A 16,982-nucleotide genomic window follows, 5' to 3' on the forward strand; every position below is an offset into this window, starting at 1 on the left:
CGTCGGGGCCGCCCGTGCGGGCGGCCCAGGCAGTCAGTATTTCCAGGTCAGGGTGGCGCTGACGTTACGTGGGGCACCGTAATAGGCCTGCGTCCAGTACAGGCTGTTCAGGTACTTCTCGTCGGTGAGGTTGTTGAGGTTGGCCGACACGCTCCAGTTGGGGTCGATATCGTAGCTGGCCATCAGGTCGACCACGGCGTAGGCATCCTGCTCGGCGATGCCGTTGTGGATATCGTCCTGCCAACGTACGGCGGCGCCGACCTTGAGCTTGTCCAGCGCCGGAATCCGATAGGTCGCGGCGGTCTTGACCATGTGCTTGGGCGAGTAGGTGACCCCATGCGAGCCGTCGGCATTGGTGATGTCGACGAAGGTGTAGCCCGCATTCAGCTCCAGCCCCTGAATGGGCTGGCCGGAAATCTCGATCTCGTAGCCTTCGCTGGTCAGCCCCTCGACCGCGCGGTAATAGGCGCGGCCACCGATGCTGCCTGCCTGTTCGGCGAAGTTGTCCTGCTCGGTGCGGAATACCGCCAGCGCCACGTTGACCTTGTCGTCGAACAGTTCGCCCTTGATGCCCACTTCGTAGTTCACGCCCTCTACCGGCGCCAGGCGCGAGCCTGCAGCATTGGTTTTGGTCTGCGGATCGAAGATCTCGGTATAGCTGGCGTAGACCGAATACTGATCGGTGATGTCGTAGACCACCCCCGCATAGGGCACCACCTTGCCGCTGTTCTTCGAGGTCTTCGCGACACCGTAATTGGTACCGTCACTTTTCACGTCGACGACACGTGTGCCGGTGATCAGGCTCAGCTTGTCGGTCAAGCTCCAGCGCGCGGCGCCGTACATGCTCTTCATGCGGTCGGTGAAATCGCTGCCGTTGGTAGGCCGGTCGTTCAGCGGTTTGCCGATGTTGCCATGCCACTGCTCCAGCGGCGGCAGGGCAGTGCCGGTGGTGGAGTCGTAATAGGAGATATCGTTCAGCTCCGAGCGCGACCAACTGGCCCCCAGCGCGGCTTCATGCTGCCGACCCGCCAGGCTGAACGGGCCGCTGGCCTGCACATCGACGATCAGCTGCTTGTTCTCGTCCTTGTACTCGGAGGGATAGCTGAACAGGCCGAGGCCGGTATTGCGATCCGGCGTACCGTACATATAGAACAACGAGCCATCGCCCTTCTTTTCCACTCGCGTCAGTACGGTCTTGGCTTGCCAACCGTTGTCGAAGGTGTGCGCCAGCTCGGCAAAGGTGCGGTTTTCCTTGACGTCCCAATAGGCCCAATCGGAGGACGTGCTGGTGGAGCGGGAATAGTCGGTCTTCGAACCGTCGCTGTAGTTCAGCGGCAGCGCACCCCACATCGGCGAGTTGGCATCACTGGTCTGCAGGGTGTGGCCGAGGGTGAAAACGGTGCGCTCGTCCAGATCGAACTCCAGCACCCCGTGGAAGACGTTCTTCTCGCGCGAGTAGCGGTCGAGGTAGGAGTTCTTGTTTTCGTTGGCGTACACCACGCGGCCGCGGATGTTGCCGGCATCGGTCAGCGCACCGGATACGTCGGTGTCGATACGGCGCTTGTCCCAGGAGCCGGCCGTCAGGTCCACGCGCGCCTGCGGTGCCAGGGTTGGCCGCTTGCGCACGAAGTTGACGGTCGCCGAGGGGTTGCCGGTGCCCGACATCAGGCCGTTGGCGCCGCGAATCACCTCCACGCGCTCGTACATCGAGGTGTCCAGATCACCCTCGACATTGCCGTAGACGAAGGGCACAGCGATGCCGTCGTACTGGAAGTTGGTGATATCGAAACCGCGGGCGGTGTAGTAGGTGCGATCGGTTTCGACCTCCTGCACCTGCACGCCCGGCACGGCCTTGAGCGCATCGTTGACGCTGGTGAGCTTGAAGTCGCGCAGCTGGGCGCCGCTCAGGGTGGAAATCGCCTGCGGCGTCTGTCGCGGGGTCAGGTCGAGCTTGGTCGCAGCACTGCTGGGGGTGGATTTGTAGCTATTGACCTCGTCCGCCGCACTGCTGCCGACCACGGTCTGAGCATCCAGCTCGAGCTGCTCCTGCTCGGCGGCCAGCGCTTGACTGAAATTGCAGGCGGCCGCAATCGCCACGGCCAGGTGGGTTTTTCTGCTGAACAAGGGACGATCTCCTGATGCGCTGTCGATAGCTGCTGGCAGTCCCTTTGCAGCAGGTTGCCTCACTGGCAGCATTTGCTAGACGCAAACGCAAATAATTAGCGACAAAATTCTCGCAACAGAAGATCCACCCGTCAATGAGAAATATTTACACCTTCGTATAAGTATCAGTTACGTTTGAGCGAACCACAGTCCGCCCCGACCCAGCGGGCACGGCTTTCCATGCTGCTTGGCTGGCCGTTGTAGGTGCCTTTGACCTGCGTGGTGAATTCCTTGTCGCTGACGAAGCGCGTCTCCCCTTCGCCCTGAGCGTCCGGGCAGTTGAAACGGAACTTCCACAGCTTCGCGCTGCGCTCGACGATCTCGTTGCTGCAGCCGGATTCGGGGTCGTGCAGGGGGATTTCCTGCGCCTTGATCTGCTCGGCGGTCAGGCACATCTGCACGCCACCGGCACCGAGCCTGATGCCCTGCTCGGCCATCATGTTTTCCATCATCTGCCGCTGTTCGGGCGGCAGGTTCTGCATCTGCGCCAGCATCTGCTCCATGCCAGGCATGGCCTGACCGCCCACCTGCATGTTGTGCGAGCTGACTTCCCAGACGCCGGGCTGGATATCCAGGGCGCTGGCCGTCAGCGGTGACAGACAGAGGGCGAGCGGGAGGGCGAAACGAAAGATCGGGCGCATGGCAGGTCTCCTGGGCAGGTGGTTAGCCAAGCCTAGCAGGCCGCAGACGAACAAAACCCCCATAGGCTCGCGCCGCATGGGGGTTCTCTTCCTTTCCGCCCGGCACTTGTGGCGCCGGAAGCCTGGGTCCGCTCTGGCGAACCTAGCCCGCGTCAGCCGCGGGGGAGCTCAGCTCGCAGCTCCAGAGTTCCAACGCCGGCTGGCTCGCTTGTGGCGGGCCGAGCCAGTCGCTCATCGGGCGACAACGCTGGTCGATACACAGTTGGTAATCCCCGGCTTCGGGCGTACGCCCGACTCGCAGGGGTTGCAAAGGCGGTAGCTGACGCTGGTAGTGCCAGCTGCCATTGCGCAGTTCGGCGCCGTCGGGAATCTCCATTCCGGCGCCGGAACCCTTGACCCGCGCCTCGCCGAGCACCAGGCCCTCGGCGGTGACGCGGTAATCCTCTTCCCAGCGGATCTTCTCGATGGTGTGGGTCCAGGCCAGGGTGAAGGCCGGCGTGGGCAACTCTGCCCACACCGCGCCGGCCAACCCGAGGCACAGGCCGATCACGCCGTCGCCGCCTCGGCACGACGGGCGCGCCACAGGTGCTGAGCGATGAAGATGGCGCTGAGGGCAAAGCCGATTTCGTCACTGATCGGCGTGGCCAGAATCAGGCTGGCGCCGGCGGCCAGGCCCAGGATGCGCTCCCACCAGGCCAGCCTGGCCTGCAGGAAGCCGGTGAACACCACGCCCCAGATGCCGATGGCCAATGCCGCCTTGAACAGCACGTAGAAGGTCGCCAGCAGGCTGTCGCCCTGCAGCATCAGCGCCGGCGAATACACCGCCATATAGGGCACGACGAAACCGGCCACGGCGATACGCACGGCCCAGAAACTGATCTTCAGCCCGCGCTCCTTGGCGATCGGCGCGGCGGCGAAGCAGGCCAGCGCTACCGGCGGGGTGAGGTCGGCCATGATGCCGAAGTAGAAGACGAACATGTGCGAGACGATCAGCGGCACGCCCAGCTCCAGCAGTGCCGGCGCGGCGATCGAACTGGTGATGATGTAGTTGGGGATGGTCGGAATGCCCATGCCCAGCACCAGGCAGGTGAGCATGGTCAGCACCAGCGACAGGAACAGGTTGTCCTGGCCGATGGCAAGGATGTAGCCGGCGAAGGTGGAGGCCACCCCGGTCAGCGACACCACGCCGATGATCACCCCGACCAGGGCGCAGGCGATGCCGACCGGCACCGCGTGACGCGCACCTTCGACCAGCGCGTGCAGGCACAGGATCAGGGTGTCGCGGCCGCCCTTGACGAACCAGCACACCGCCACCAGCGCCGCGATGACGCCGAACACCACGCCGATGCCGAGCTGGAAGAAGCCGGCGCAGAGCACGCCCAGGGCGATCCAGAAGGCGAAGCGCATGGCCTTCGACGAGACCCGCAGGATGATCGCCGAGCCGAGGATGACCATGGCGGTCAGGGCCAGGCCGACGGTGCCGGAGAACAGCGGCGTGCGCCCGGAGAACAGCAGGTAGATGAGGATGAACAGCGGGATCAGCAGGAACCAGCGCTCGCGCACCGCCTTCCACGGGTTCGGGCATTCCTCCTTGGGCAGGCCGCGCAGGTTGGCGCGACGGGCCTCCAGGTGGACCATCCAGAACACCGAGCCGAAGTACAGCAGCGCCGGGATCAGCGCGGCCTTGGCCACCTCGAAGAACGGCACGTTGATGGTCTCGGCCATGATGAAGGCCACGGCGCCCATGATCGGCGGCATGATCTGGCTGCCCATCGACGAGGTCGCCTCGACCCCGCCGGCGAAGGCCGGGCGGTAGCCGAAACGCTTCATCAGCGGGATAGTGAACTGCCCGGTGGTGACCACGTTGGCCACGCCGGAGCCGGTGATGGTGCCCATCAGCGCCGAGGACACCACCGACACCTTGGCCGGGCCGCCGACCTTGTGACCGAACAGGCCCATGGCGAAGTCGGTGAACAGCTTGATCATTCCGGCCTGCTCGAGGAAGGCGCCGAACAGGATGAACAGGAAGATGTAGGTGGCCGAGACGTAGGTCGGCGTGCCGTACAGACCTTCAGTGCCGAAGGCCAGCTGGTTGACGATCTGGTCGAGGCCGTAGCCGCGGTGCATCAGATCGCCCGGCAGGTACTGGCCGAGCATGCCGTAGGCGAGAAACAGCGCGCAGATGATCGGCAGGGCGATGCCCATGACCCGCCGCGCGGCCTCGAACACCAGCACGATGAGGACCAGGCCGACGATCATGTCGCCGGTGGTCATGTCACCCGAGCGCTGGATCAGGTCCGCCTCGAAGTACCACTGGTAGATGGCCGTGGCCATGCCGGCCAGGCCCAGCAGCCAGGCCAGCGGCTGCCAGGGGCGCTTGACGCCGAAGGCGGGGATGCTGATGAACACCAGCAGCAGCAGGAAGCCGACGTGCACTGCGCGCAGCACCTGGGTGGACACCGGGTGGAAGGCGGCGGTGACGATCTGGAAGATGGAAAACAGCAGCGCGACGGCGAACAGCGCCTTCGGCCAGTCGGACGGGCTGGCGCCCATGCCCTGATTCTGCTCACTCATGGAGTGCACACCTCATGACTACTTCGATTGCGGAGACAGAGTCGCCAACAAAACCCACCGTCCATGAACGCCGGTTTTATTCGCGATTCTGCGTCGGATGGGCCGGCCGCAGCGCGGCCAGCTTCATCGCCGGCGTGCTGTCTCGAAACACTGTCGCGGTGGCGATTCGTAGGGTGTCGCAGAGCCGCCCAGGCCATACGCACCGGTGATCGATCCAACGCTGCCGAGACAGCCCACCAGGGCCGTGGCGCCACGCCACGGCCCGCCCGGCATCAGAGCGCGCCGGCTTCCTTGTAGAAGCGCTCGGCACCCGGGTGCAGCGGGATCGGCAGGTTCTTGGTGGCGCTTTCCAGCTTGATGTCCTTGGCCGCGGAGTGGGCGGTGCCCAGACGCTCGAGGTTGTCGAACATCAGCTTGGTCATCTGGTAGGCCACCTCGTCGGAGACGCCTTCATGGGTAACCAGGATGTTGTTGATGGCCACGGTGGGCACGTCGGCGTCCTGACCGTCGTAGGTGCCGGCCGGGATGGTGGCGGCCTCGTAGGCGGCGTTGTCGATCTTCGCGGTCACTTCGGCCGGGATGGAGACGAAGCTGATCTTCATGGTCGAGGCCAGGTCACGAATGGCGGCCATGCCCAGACCGGAGGACTGCAGGGTGGCGTCCAGCTGACGGTTCTTGATCAGCTCCACCGACTCGGCGTACGGCAGGAACTCGACCTTGCCCATGTCCTTGTAGCTCAGGCCGGCGGCTTCGAAGATGGCGCGGGCGTTGAGCTCGGTACCGGACTTCGGCGCGCCGACGGAGATGCGCTTGCCCTTGAGGTCTTCCAGGGTCTTGATGCCGGATTCGGCGTTGGCGACGATCTGGATGTAGTTCGGGTAGGTGCCGGCGATGGCGCGGATCTTCTTCAGCGGCGCCTTGAAGCCGGCATCTTCCACGCCGTTCCAGGCATCGGCCACCGAGTCGCCGAGGGCGAAGGCCAGCTCGCCGCGGCCGGCTTCGAGCAGGTTGAGGTTTTCCACCGACGCCTTGGTCGCCTGGACCGAGGTCTTGGAGCCTTCGATGCCATTGCTGTACAGCTGCGAAAGGGCCACGCCAATCGGGTAGTACACACCGCTGGTACCGCCGGTGAGCACGTTGATGAAGGTCGGGGCAGCGAGCACTGCGGTGCTGGCAGTGATGGCCGCGGCAGCGGCGAACAGGCTGATTTTCTTGGTCAGTCGCATGGAAGTATCTCCGTCGTTGTTATGGCTTTATGCAGAGTTTCACTCTAGACGACGCCACCGAGGCGGCATCGGCGGTGCGCGATCAGCAGCGCAGGGTGCAACGTTGGACAAGAGCCGCGGCAGGCGCGGTGGGGAAGCAGCCCATGCACGGCAGCGAGTGCGGCATGGCGCGAGGGGCATGGCAGTTCATGGGCTGACCTCTTGTCGTTTTTATGGTCGCCGCGTCGGCAAGATGCTGCACGGCTACAACGGACATAGCAGATGCCATGCCAGGGCCTGAAACGCCCGAGTATAGAGGGGTTTTATATAGAGACCGATGGGTCATTGAGCGGGAAATCGCCTACATCCGTGATAGGGTCGGCAAAATTCCGCTTATCGCGTCACGCGCCCTGTAGGAGCCGCGACCCGCGGCGAATGGCGGCCATTGTGCAATACCAAGCTCACACCCAAAAGCGTCGCCCGGGACGGGGCTCCCACAAGTCAAGGGGAAACCGTCATGCCCGCGCAGGCGGGCACCCAGAATCTGCCAATCAACAGGGCTCCCGACTTCGCGGGAGTGACGATAAGTGGCCTTTTCAGAACATCTCAAGGTTAGCAGCCCGCCCAAGATCGCCGGCAAGCCGGCTCCTACACAGGCAAGCGGTACTTTATTCCTCACCGCCTGGCAGGTAATCACCGCGCGCCAGGCCATGACGCTGCATTTTCTCGTTGAGGGTGCGCCGCGGTAGCTGCAGCATTTCCATCACTGCGGCGATATTGCCCTGGCATTGCAGCAGGGCGTTATGCAGGCACTGCGCCTCGAAGGCCTCCATCTGCTGCGCCAGAGCCTGGGCGGCAAAGCGCTCGGCCGGCGGCGGGCTGGACAGCCCCAGCGCATGGCGCTCGGCGGCGTTGATCAGCTCACGCACGTTGCCCGGCCAGTCATGCCCGAGCAGGCGCGCCAGTTCGCTCGGCGCCAGTGGCGGCGCTTCGCGGCCATGACGTTGCGCGGCCTCGTGGGCGAAATGCTCGAACAGCAGCGGAATGTCCTCACGACGCTCGCGCAGCGGCGGAATATGCAGAGTGGCGACGTTCAGGCGGTACACCAGATCCTCACGGAAGCGCCCGGCCTTAACCTCGTCAAGCAAGTCCGGCTTGGCCGCGCTGATCACCCGCAGATCGACCTGAATGCTCTTGTTCGAGCCGAGGCGTTCCAGGGTTTTTTCCTGCAGCACGCGCAGCAGTTTGACCTGCTGCGCCAGCGGCATGCTTTCCACCTCGTCGAGAAACAGGGTACCGCCATCGGCATGCTCGATGCGGCCGATACGCCGTGCCTGGGCGCCGGTAAAGGCGCCGCTCTCGTGACCGAACAGCTCGCTTTCGAAGATGGTCTCGGGAATCGCCGCGCAGTTGAGCGCGGCAAAGGCCTTGCGCGCGCGCGCGCTGAAGTCGTGCAGGCAGCGCGCGACGCGCTCCTTGCCGCTGCCGGTCTCCCCCCCGGATCAGGACGTTGACCGAAGTACCGGCCAATTCGAGGATCTGCCGGCGCAGGTTTTCCATGGGCCGCGAAATGCCGATCAACTGACTTTCGATGCGGCCCTTGTCGGCCACCTGCTGGCGTAGCTGGCGGTTCTCGCAGACCAGGCGGCGCTTGTCCAGCGCGCGGCGCACGCTGTCGAGCAGGCGCTCGGGGGTGAAGGGTTTTTCGATGAAGTCATAGGCGCCCTGACGCAGTGCCTGCACCGCCATGGGCACGTCGCCATGGCCAGTAACGAGGATCACCGGCAGGTCGCTGTCGATCTGCAGCAGCTTGTCGAGCAGTTGCAGGCCATCAGTGCCGGGCATGCGCACATCGCTGACGACGATGCCGGGGAAGTCGCGGTCGACCAAAGCCAAGGCTTCGGCCGCACTGGCGCAGGTACGTACGTCGCAACCGGACAGCTCCAGCCACTGCTGTACCGCCTCGCGAATCGCCGCTTCGTCGTCGACCACTATGACCTGAGCGCTCATGGCACCTCCTGTTGAGAACGGCGGGCAGTGTAGCCCGACGAATACGATCCGGGGGAGCGACCGGTGCGCACCGCGCACACTAAGATCAGGCAGCGCCGCGCAGCGAGCACCAACCCACCCCAGGCCCACCGATATGCCCCGTGTAGGAGCCGGCTTGCCGGCGATAGGCCTTTGTGGCGCGGAGCATCGCCCGCAAGCGGGCTCCTACAAGGCCTACGCGCAGCAATCCGGGTTACGGCGCGGCGGGCAAACGCAAGGTAAACACTGCACCCAGCTCGCCGTTGTGCGCCTCCAGCGTGCCGCCGAGATCGCGCACGATACCGTAGGACACCGCCAGCCCAAGCCCCAACCCCTGCCCCACCGGCTTGGTGGTGAAGAAGGGTTCGAACACCCGCCCGAGGGTTTCCTCGGCGATGCCGCCGCCACTGTCCTCGACGCTGAGCAGGTAGCCATCGTCTTCGCGGGCGATGCGCACCAGAAGGATGCGCGTCTCGCTCTCGGCCATGGCATCGAGGGCGTTGTGCAGCAGGTTGAGAATCACCTGTTCGATACGGATGGCATCGCCAAGCACTTCGGCCTCGTCGTCGATCTGCGTACGCAGCTCCACCTGCTCGCTGCGCATACGCGGCGCCAACAGCTGCAGGGCCTGCTCCAGCACGTCACCGAGGCACAGGCGCTCGCTGAGGCCGGCCGGGGTCTTGCGGGCAAAGGTCTTGAGGTGGCCGGTCAGCGCCGCCATGCGCTGCAGCAGACCATCGATGCGCTGCAGGCCGTCGCGCACCGCTTCCGGCCGACCACTGTCGAGCAGCAGGCGCAGGCTGCCGAGCTGCATCTGCAGGGCGGTCAGCGGCTGGTTGATCTCGTGCGCCAGCGCCGCCGACATCTGCCCCAGCGCGGCCATCTTGGCGGCATGCACCAGGCCTTCCTGGGCCTGGCGCAGCTCGGCGGTGCGCAGCGCCACCTCGCGCTCCAGGCGCTCGCGGATGCCGGCCTGCAAACGCTGGTTCTTGCGCCGCTGGAAGAGGAACAACAGCAGGAAGGCGAAGGTCATCCATACCCCGGCAGCAGCCAGGCGATAGCTGAGGCGAGCATCGGCCAGGTTGCCGGGATCGCTGAGCAGATGCAGCGTCCAGCCTTCATCGGGCAACGTCATCCGCTGCCAGAGGTAATCGCGCGCCCCATCGGGGCCGTCCATACGCGTCCAGGCCGTCTCGTCGTCGATGTAGCGATGAACCCGGCTGGGTAAGGGCTTGAGCGCCTGCTCGGCGTATTTGCGCACGTCGATCAGCTCGGCGCGCGCCTGGTCGTCCAGGGCCTGCAAGGTACGGAAACGCCAGGCCGGACGATTGCTGAGGATCGCCACCTGGTGACTGTCGGCCACCAGCAGCACGCCGGGCTGGTCAACCCATTCGCGCTGCAATTCCTCCAGCTCCAGCTTGACCACCAACACACCGATCAAGCTGCCATCCTCGTCGCGTACGACATGGGACAGGAAGTAACCGGGTATGCCGGTGGTCACACCGACAGCGAAGTAACGGGCACCACCTTCACGCAGCGCATTCTGGAAATAGGGGCGGAAGGCGTAGTTGTTGCCGACGAAGCTGCTCCAGTCACGCCAGTTGCTGGCCACCAGGGTCTCGCCATGGTTATCGAGCAGGTACAGCACGGTGGAGCCGGCAGCCGCGTTGAGTCGCTCCAGGCGCAGGTTCAGCGCCAGGCGCAGCTGGCGATCATGCGGCGCGCGCAGCAGGCTGCGGATGTCGCTGTCCAGCGCCAGCACTTCCGGTACCGAGCTGAAGCGCTCGACCAGAGTGCGAATGGATTGGGCGTAGAGCTGCAGCTGGCCGCGCGCCTCGATGCTGCGCTCGTCCCAGGCGCGGCGCTCGGCATAGCGGCCGCCCAGCCACAGGCTCACCAGCAGGCCGGCAAGAATCGCCAGCACGGTGAACAGAACGCGGTAACGATGCTGTTGCGGTAGGGGCATGGACGGCTCGCGGGTTCAGTACGAGGCGCATGGTACCCCATCAGGCGTAGAGGTCGGCGCGGGTCCAGGGCAGATCGTGGCCGCCATCGTCGCGCGGCTTCACCGCGAGTATCTGGTGCAGGTTCATCCAGCCGTGCTGGAAGCCGTAGGCGCAGCCGGCCAGATACAGACGCCAGATGCGCAGGGATTTTTCCGGCACCCACTGCGCCGCTTTCTGCAGTCGTCGCTCCAGCCCCTGGCTCCACAGCTGCAGGGTGCGCGCGTAGTGCAGGCGCAGGCTCTCCACATCGACGATCTCCAACCCGGCCTCGCTGATCGCCTTGGCCATGGTCGCCAGGTGCGGCAGCTCGCCCTGCGGGAACACGTAGCGGTCGATGAACTCGCCGGCACCACGGGCGACCGGGCGACCATCGGTGAAGCGCGAGGTGATGCCGTGATTCATCACCAGGCCGCCGGCCCTGACCGCAGCGAACAGCCGCTGACAATACAGCGGCAGGTTGGCATGGCCGACATGCTCGAACATGCCGACGCTGACCACCTTGTCGAAGCGGCCGTCCTGCGGCAGGTCACGGTAATCCAGCAGCTCCAGGGTCACGCGCCCTTCCAGGCCTTCCTCGGCCACGCGCTGCAGGCCCAGCTCCAGCTGCGCCTGGCTGAGGGTGATGCCGTAGACCTCGACGTCGAACTCGCGCGCGGCAAAACGCGCCAGGCCGCCCCAGCCGCAACCGACGTCGAGCAGCCTGTCACCCGGCTGCAGGCGCAGCTTGCGACACAGGTGGCGCAGCTTGGCCTGCTGGGCCTGGTTCAGGTCTTCCTGGCCGGTTTCGAAGTAGGCGCAGGAGTAGACCATGTCGCGATCCAGCCACAGGCGGTAGAACTCGTTGGACAGGTCGTAGTGGTAGCTGATGGCCTCGGCGTCGCTGCGTTTGTCGTGGGCGGCGTATGGCTCAGCTGGTGTGGATTCATCCCCGAGCAGCGCCGTGCTCAGCGCATCGCCAACCTCGATGGCCTCTTCGATGGGGCCTTCCAGATCCAACCGTCCCTCGACATAGGCAGCGCCCAATGCATCCAGGCTGGGATGGGCCAATTGCGTGACCAGCGAGGGATCCTTCACCACCAGCGTCACCCTGGGTTTGGGCCCAAGGTCGATCTGCTTGCCGTCCCACAACTTCAGGCGCAGCGGCAGTCGTAGATCACGAAGTGCGGTGGGCAGTTGCGCGAGCATGGTCATTCCTCCGGCCAGATGAATGAAGCCTAGAGCAGATGACCGGAGCGGCGCGTCCGGGTTCGATCCGCGCGACTAGCGGCGCCGCAGCAGCGCCACGAAGAACACCCCGCCGATGGCGGCGGTGACGATGCCGATGGGCAGATCCTGCGGCGCCAGCCAGGTGCGCGCGGCGATATCGACCCAGACCAGGAACAACGCCCCCAGCAGCGCCGCAACCGGCAGCAGGCGGCGGTGCTCGGCGCCGACCAGAAAGCGCGCCACGTGCGGCAGCATCAAGCCGACGAAGCCGATGGCGCCGGACAGCGACACCAGCACCCCGGTCAGCAGCGACGCCACCACGAATACCAGCAGGCGCACCCGGCGTGGCTCCAGGCCCAGGCTCACCGCGCTCTGCTCGCCGGCCATCAGCGCGTTCAGCGCCCGGCCCAGGCCAAGCAGCACCGCCAGGGCCAACGCCAGGCACAGCGCCGGCAGCCAAAGCAGTTCCCAGCGCGCCAGGCCCAGGCCGCCGAGCATCCAGAACAGCACCGAGCTGGCTGCATGCGGGTTGCCCAGGTACAGCATCAGGTTGCTCGCCGCCATCATCACGAAGGACACCGCCACCCCGGCCAGCAGCAGACGCTCGCTGTGCAGACGGCCGCTGCGGCTGGCGATGGCCAGCACCAGCAGCATGCTCGCCAGCGCCCCGACGAAGGCCGCCAGCGGCAGGCTGAGCAGCCCGGCGAACTCGCCCAGGTAAAGCACCACGACCACCGCGCCGAAGGCCGCGCCGGAGCTCACACCGAGCAGATGCGGGTCAGCCAGCGGGTTGCGCGTCACCGCCTGCAGCACGCTGCCGACCAGCGCCAGCCCGGCACCGACCAGCGCACCAAGCAGCACCCGCGGCGCGCGCAATTGCCAGACGATGCTGTCCTGGCCACTGCTGACCGGCACCTGCGGCGTGATGCCGAACAGGTGCTGGCCAATGATCGCCCACACGCTCTCGAGCGGCACCTGCGCCGCGCCAAAGGCCAGCGACAACGCGCAGGACAGCGCCAGCAGCACGGCCAGCCCGAGCAATAGCAGGCGATAGCGATTCACTGGGCGAAGGCCTCGGGGTGCAGCGCGGCGGCCAGGGTTTCGATGGCGGCGGCGTTGTCCAGGCTCGGCGTGACGGCCAGATAGGGCAGCACCACAAAGCGTTTCTCCCGAATCGCGGTCACCCCCTGCAGCGCCGGATGCTGCAGCAGGAAGTCGCGCTTCTGCGCAGCGCTGCGCTCGCCGTAGTCGACGATCAGGATGACCTCGGGGTCTTGCTCGACCACCGACTCCCAACCCATCTTGATCCAGCTGCCGGCCACGCCATCCATCACGTTGCGCCCACCGGCCGCCTCGATCAGCGGCTGCGGCATGCCCTGGCGCCCGGCGCTGAAAGGCAGGTCTTCACCGCTGTCGTAGACGAAAACCCGTGGCCGCGTCGGCTGCTCGCCCAGGCGCGCCTGCACTGCCGCCACGCGTCGCTGCATGCCTTGCACCAGAGCATCGGCACGCGGCTCGACGGCGAAGATGCGGCCGAGGTTGCGCAGATCGGCGTAGACATCTTCGAGGCTGGCGACGCGGCCGGGCAGCACATGTGCGCAGGACTCGCTCAGCTCGTACACCGCGATGCCAAAGCGCGCCAGGCTGGCCGGGGTGACCTCGCCGCCGATGCGCATGCCGTAGTTCCAGCCGGCGAAGACGAAGTCGGTGCCGGCACCCAGCAGGTTCTCCAGCGACGGGTAGCGCGCCGCCAGTTCCGGCAGGCCGGCGAGTTGCTCGCGCATGCTCGCATCGAGGGTCTTCCAGCCGCTGATGCCGGTGTAGCCGGCCATGCGCTCCTTCAGGCCCAGGGCCAGGAGCATGGCGGTCATGTTGACGTCATGGCTGACCGCCCGCTGCGGCGGCTGGGCGACGCTCACCTGACGATCGCAGCTGGTCACGGTGACGGCCCAGGCGGGGCTGATCAGCGCCAGCAGGATTGCGCCAACGAGTGTAGGAGCGAGCTTTGCTCGCGAAGCTTTTGTCTTTTCCCAGGATTCGCGAGCAGAACTCGCTCCTACAGGTTCAGCCGTGCGTAAACGCTTCATCAAACAATCCAGGTAATACGCGGATGCCCCGCCAGTGGATGGGTATCGACCAGCGCCTGCAGGCCGAACACCCGCTGCAGCAGCTCGGCGGTGAGCACCTCGGCGGGCGTGCCGATGGCCACCAGGCGGCCCTGGTCGAGCACGCAGAGGCGGTCGCAGAAGGCCGCCGCCAGGTTCAGATCATGGAAGCTGGCCAGGGTCGCCAGACCCAGTGCCTTGATCTGGCCCAGCAGTTCGAGCTGGTAACGCGGGTCGAGGTGGTTGGTCGGCTCGTCGAGGATCAGCAGTTGCGGCTGCTGCACCAGAGCGCGGGCAAGCAGGGCGCGCTGCTTCTCGCCGCCCGAGAGGCAGGCGAAGGGTTGCTGCGCCAGGCCGCTCAAGCCGACACGGGCCAGCGCCTGATCCACCAGGCGCTGGTCCTCGGCATCGTCGCCGTCGAACAGGCCCTTGTGCGGCGTACGGCCCATGGCCGCCACTTCGTGCACGCGCAGGCCGAAGTCCTGCGGAAATTCCTGCAGCACCACCGCCACGCGCTGTGCGCTCCAGCGCGGCGGGCGCTGCCACAGCGCCTCGCCGTCCAGTTCGACGCTGCCGCCGCTGGGGCGCTGAAATCGATAGGCGCAGCGCAGCAGGCTGGTCTTGCCACTGCCGTTGGGGCCGATCAGACCGAGCAGCTCACCATCGCCGATCTGCAGGTCGATGGCCTCGAGCAAGACGCGCTGGCCATCCGGCGACCAGGCCAGGTCACGGATGCGCAGGCGCGGCTCAGGCGCCGCCGTACGGCGGCTCGCAGGCGGCGAGAACAGGCTGGCAGGCCAGCCAGCGGCACTATTCACTGACACGCAAAGTCTCCACGCGCGGCACGCCTGCACAGGCACGCTCGCTTCAAAAGCTGTAATCCGCCGTGACGAAGAACGAACGCGGCGCGCCCAGGTACCACTGCTCGCCGTCGCTGCTGGCGCTGGTGGCGTACTGGCGGTCGAACAGGTTGTTCAGTTCCAGACCCAGGCGCACATCCGGCAACGCCTGCCAGGCGATGTTGGCGTCGACCACGGTGTAGCCGGGCACCTTGGCGGTATTGGCGCTATCGGCGTAGCGCGCATCGACATAACGCGCGCCGATGCCGGCTTCCACGCCGCCACCGAGCGCCTTGTTCAGCCACAGGTTGGCGGTGCGCCTGGGCACGTCGGTCGGGCGATTGCCGCTGCGGTCGCCGCCACCTTCGACGAAGTCGTCGTACTCGGCGCGCACCAGGGCGGCGTTGGCCGACACCTGCCAGCCCCGACCCAGCGCCAGTTCCAGGGTGGCTTCCAGGCCATCGGACGACTGCTGGCCGATCTGCTCGGTGGGCGAGGTCGGGGTTTCACGGCTGAGCAGCTTCTTCTTGACGATGTGATAAGCCGCCAGCGTCCACTCGCCCTGCCCGCCCCAGAACACCTGCTTGAGGCCGATTTCGGTCTGTTTGGCTTCGCTGAGGTCGAACTGCTGCTGAGTCGGGTTCAGGGTCAGCAGGTTGTTCACCCCCTCGGTGCTGGTGGCGTACTGGCCGTACAGCGAGAGGTCGGGCGTCAGGGCGAAGACCAGGCCGGCGCGCCAGTTGTCGCCGCTCAGGCTGCGATCGGCGCTGCTGCCATTCACCAGGTTGTCGCGCTGGATATGCACCTGATCGCGGCGCACGCCGGTGACCAGCGCCAGGCGCTCGGTGAGCTGGGTACGGTTCTCGGCGAACAGCGAGAACTGCCGCGCCAGGTTGCGCTCGCGCGGGCCATAACCGAGCGGATCGGTGCTCTGGTACTGCCCACCACCGGAACCGGCCAGCGGCACGCTGTCGCTGAAACTGCTGGCGAAATCGTGCTGGCGGGCGAAGTGGATGCGGTTGTAATCCACCCCGACCACCGTGCGGCTATCGAGGCCGAACAGGGCGTGATCGAGGGTGAAGGTCTGGCGGTCGCCGACCTGCTCCTGGGTGTGCTTGATCCGGTAGAACTCGCTGCGCTCGACCGTATCACCCGGCTGCCAGCGATAGGCCTCGGCATTGCGCCAGTAGCGCTGGGTCTTGATGTAGTAGAGCTGGTTGCTGGCGCTGAGCGTGTCGTTGATGCGCCAGTCCGTCACCAGGCGGGTGATCTGGTCGTTGTAGCGGATATCCGCGTCGGCGACGTTGTAATTGCGCTCGCGGATGCTCTCGCGGTACTTGCCGGCCACCAGCGGCGTACCGAGATAACGCATCGAGCTCTGGTCGCCATGGTCGTGGGACAGAGTGAAGCTCAGGTCGTCATGGGCGTCCCAACGCAGGGCGGCGCTGAGCGCGACGCTGTCCGAATCGCCCCGGTCGACCCAGCCATTGCTGGCCTGCTGATTGATGTTGAAGCGGTAGCTCAGTTCGTCACTCAGCGAACCGCCGCTGTCCAGGGCGGCCTGGCGGCGGTCATCGCTGCCATAGCCGAGGCGCAGCTGGTTGCGGATCTCGCCGGCGAAGGGCTTCTTCGGCACCACATTGATCACCGCACCGGTGGCACCCTCGCCGTAGAGCACCGAGGCCGGGCCGCGCAGCACGTCGATACGTGCCACCGACCAGGTGTCCACCGGGAAGGTCACGGTGCCGGCGCCGACGTACTGGCGGGTACCATCGTACAGCTGCATGGTCGCCGAATGGCCGGTGAAGCCGCGCGCCGACAGCGCGGTGCCGCCATTGCCGGGCGAGCCGATGCTGCTGATACCCGCCGTGCGGGTCACGGCGTCCTGCACCGTCAGATTGTTGCGCCCACGCACTTCGGCGCCGCTCAGGCTGCTGGTGCTGGCCGGTGTTTGCAGCGCCGACAGCTCCAGGCGCGAGCCGGACGTGGTGGGCGTATGCAGATCGCTCTCGCCTTCCTCGACAACGTGCGCCTGGACGGTGACGTCAGGCAGATCGACTGGTGAGGCGCTGGCCATGGCTGAAGCAGCCAATAGCAACGCGAACGATGCACAGGTTTGGAACAGGGGATAGCGCGCCATATTGCTTCCATCGCAAAGAGAAAAGGCACGGCAATCCGATGGAAATGCGCAACAGCAGACAGGGGCACGGCGGCG

The 16,982-nt window shown here is 65.9% G+C and carries 11 protein-coding genes and 1 pseudogene; all 12 read right to left on the reverse strand.

Annotated elements, in window-relative coordinates:
* Positions 1 to 33: 33 nt before the first annotated feature.
* On the reverse strand, positions 34 to 2,124 hold the full coding sequence (locus DBO86_RS23775) for a TonB-dependent siderophore receptor (RefSeq protein ID WP_108235040.1): 2,091 nt from the start codon (positions 2,122 to 2,124) through the stop codon (positions 34 to 36).
* Positions 2,125 to 2,288: 164 nt separating this feature from the next.
* Positions 2,289 to 2,804, reverse strand: coding sequence for a DUF3617 domain-containing protein (locus DBO86_RS23780; RefSeq protein WP_041773009.1), 516 nt, complete (start codon positions 2,802 to 2,804; stop codon positions 2,289 to 2,291).
* Positions 2,805 to 2,946: 142 nt separating this feature from the next.
* Entirely contained in the window at positions 2,947 to 3,354 is a 408-nt protein-coding gene (locus DBO86_RS23785; RefSeq protein ID WP_003241302.1) for a DUF1850 domain-containing protein, read from the reverse strand.
* A complete protein-coding gene (locus DBO86_RS23790) occupies positions 3,351 to 5,378 on the reverse strand; it encodes a TRAP transporter permease (RefSeq protein ID WP_108235041.1) in 2,028 nt (675 codons plus the stop codon). Before DBO86_RS23790 ends, DBO86_RS23785 begins: the two co-directional genes overlap by 4 nt.
* Positions 5,379 to 5,650: 272 nt before the next feature.
* Positions 5,651 to 6,604 (reverse strand): TAXI family TRAP transporter solute-binding subunit, encoded by a 954-nt coding sequence (locus DBO86_RS23795; RefSeq protein ID WP_108235042.1) that lies wholly within the window; start codon positions 6,602 to 6,604, stop codon positions 5,651 to 5,653.
* 647 nt (positions 6,605 to 7,251) lie between these two features.
* Positions 7,252 to 8,593 (reverse strand): annotated as a pseudogene (locus tag DBO86_RS23800) (sigma-54-dependent transcriptional regulator).
* Positions 8,594 to 8,825: 232 nt separating this feature from the next.
* Positions 8,826 to 10,577, reverse strand: a complete 1,752-nt coding sequence (locus DBO86_RS23805; protein WP_108235043.1) for a sensor histidine kinase — start codon at positions 10,575 to 10,577, stop codon at positions 8,826 to 8,828.
* Positions 10,578 to 10,617: 40 nt separating this feature from the next.
* A complete protein-coding gene (cfaB, locus tag DBO86_RS23810) occupies positions 10,618 to 11,802 on the reverse strand; it encodes a C17 cyclopropane fatty acid synthase CfaB (protein WP_108235044.1) in 1,185 nt (394 codons plus the stop codon).
* Between the two features lie 75 nt (positions 11,803 to 11,877).
* Positions 11,878 to 12,885, reverse strand: a complete 1,008-nt coding sequence (locus DBO86_RS23815) for a FecCD family ABC transporter permease (protein ID WP_108235045.1) — start codon at positions 12,883 to 12,885, stop codon at positions 11,878 to 11,880.
* On the reverse strand, positions 12,882 to 13,910 hold the full coding sequence (locus DBO86_RS23820) for an ABC transporter substrate-binding protein (RefSeq protein ID WP_108235046.1): 1,029 nt from the start codon (positions 13,908 to 13,910) through the stop codon (positions 12,882 to 12,884). Before DBO86_RS23820 ends, DBO86_RS23815 begins: the two co-directional genes overlap by 4 nt.
* On the reverse strand, positions 13,910 to 14,668 hold the full coding sequence (locus DBO86_RS23825; protein ID WP_425266821.1) for an ABC transporter ATP-binding protein: 759 nt from the start codon (positions 14,666 to 14,668) through the stop codon (positions 13,910 to 13,912). Before DBO86_RS23825 ends, DBO86_RS23820 begins: the two co-directional genes overlap by 1 nt.
* A 127-nt stretch (positions 14,669 to 14,795) precedes the next feature.
* Entirely contained in the window at positions 14,796 to 16,907 is a 2,112-nt protein-coding gene (locus tag DBO86_RS23830) for a TonB-dependent receptor (protein WP_108235047.1), read from the reverse strand.
* Positions 16,908 to 16,982 lie beyond the last annotated feature (75 nt).

This window comes from Ectopseudomonas oleovorans (assembly GCF_003052605.1).
Taxonomy (GTDB): domain Bacteria; phylum Pseudomonadota; class Gammaproteobacteria; order Pseudomonadales; family Pseudomonadaceae; genus Aquipseudomonas; species Aquipseudomonas oleovorans_A.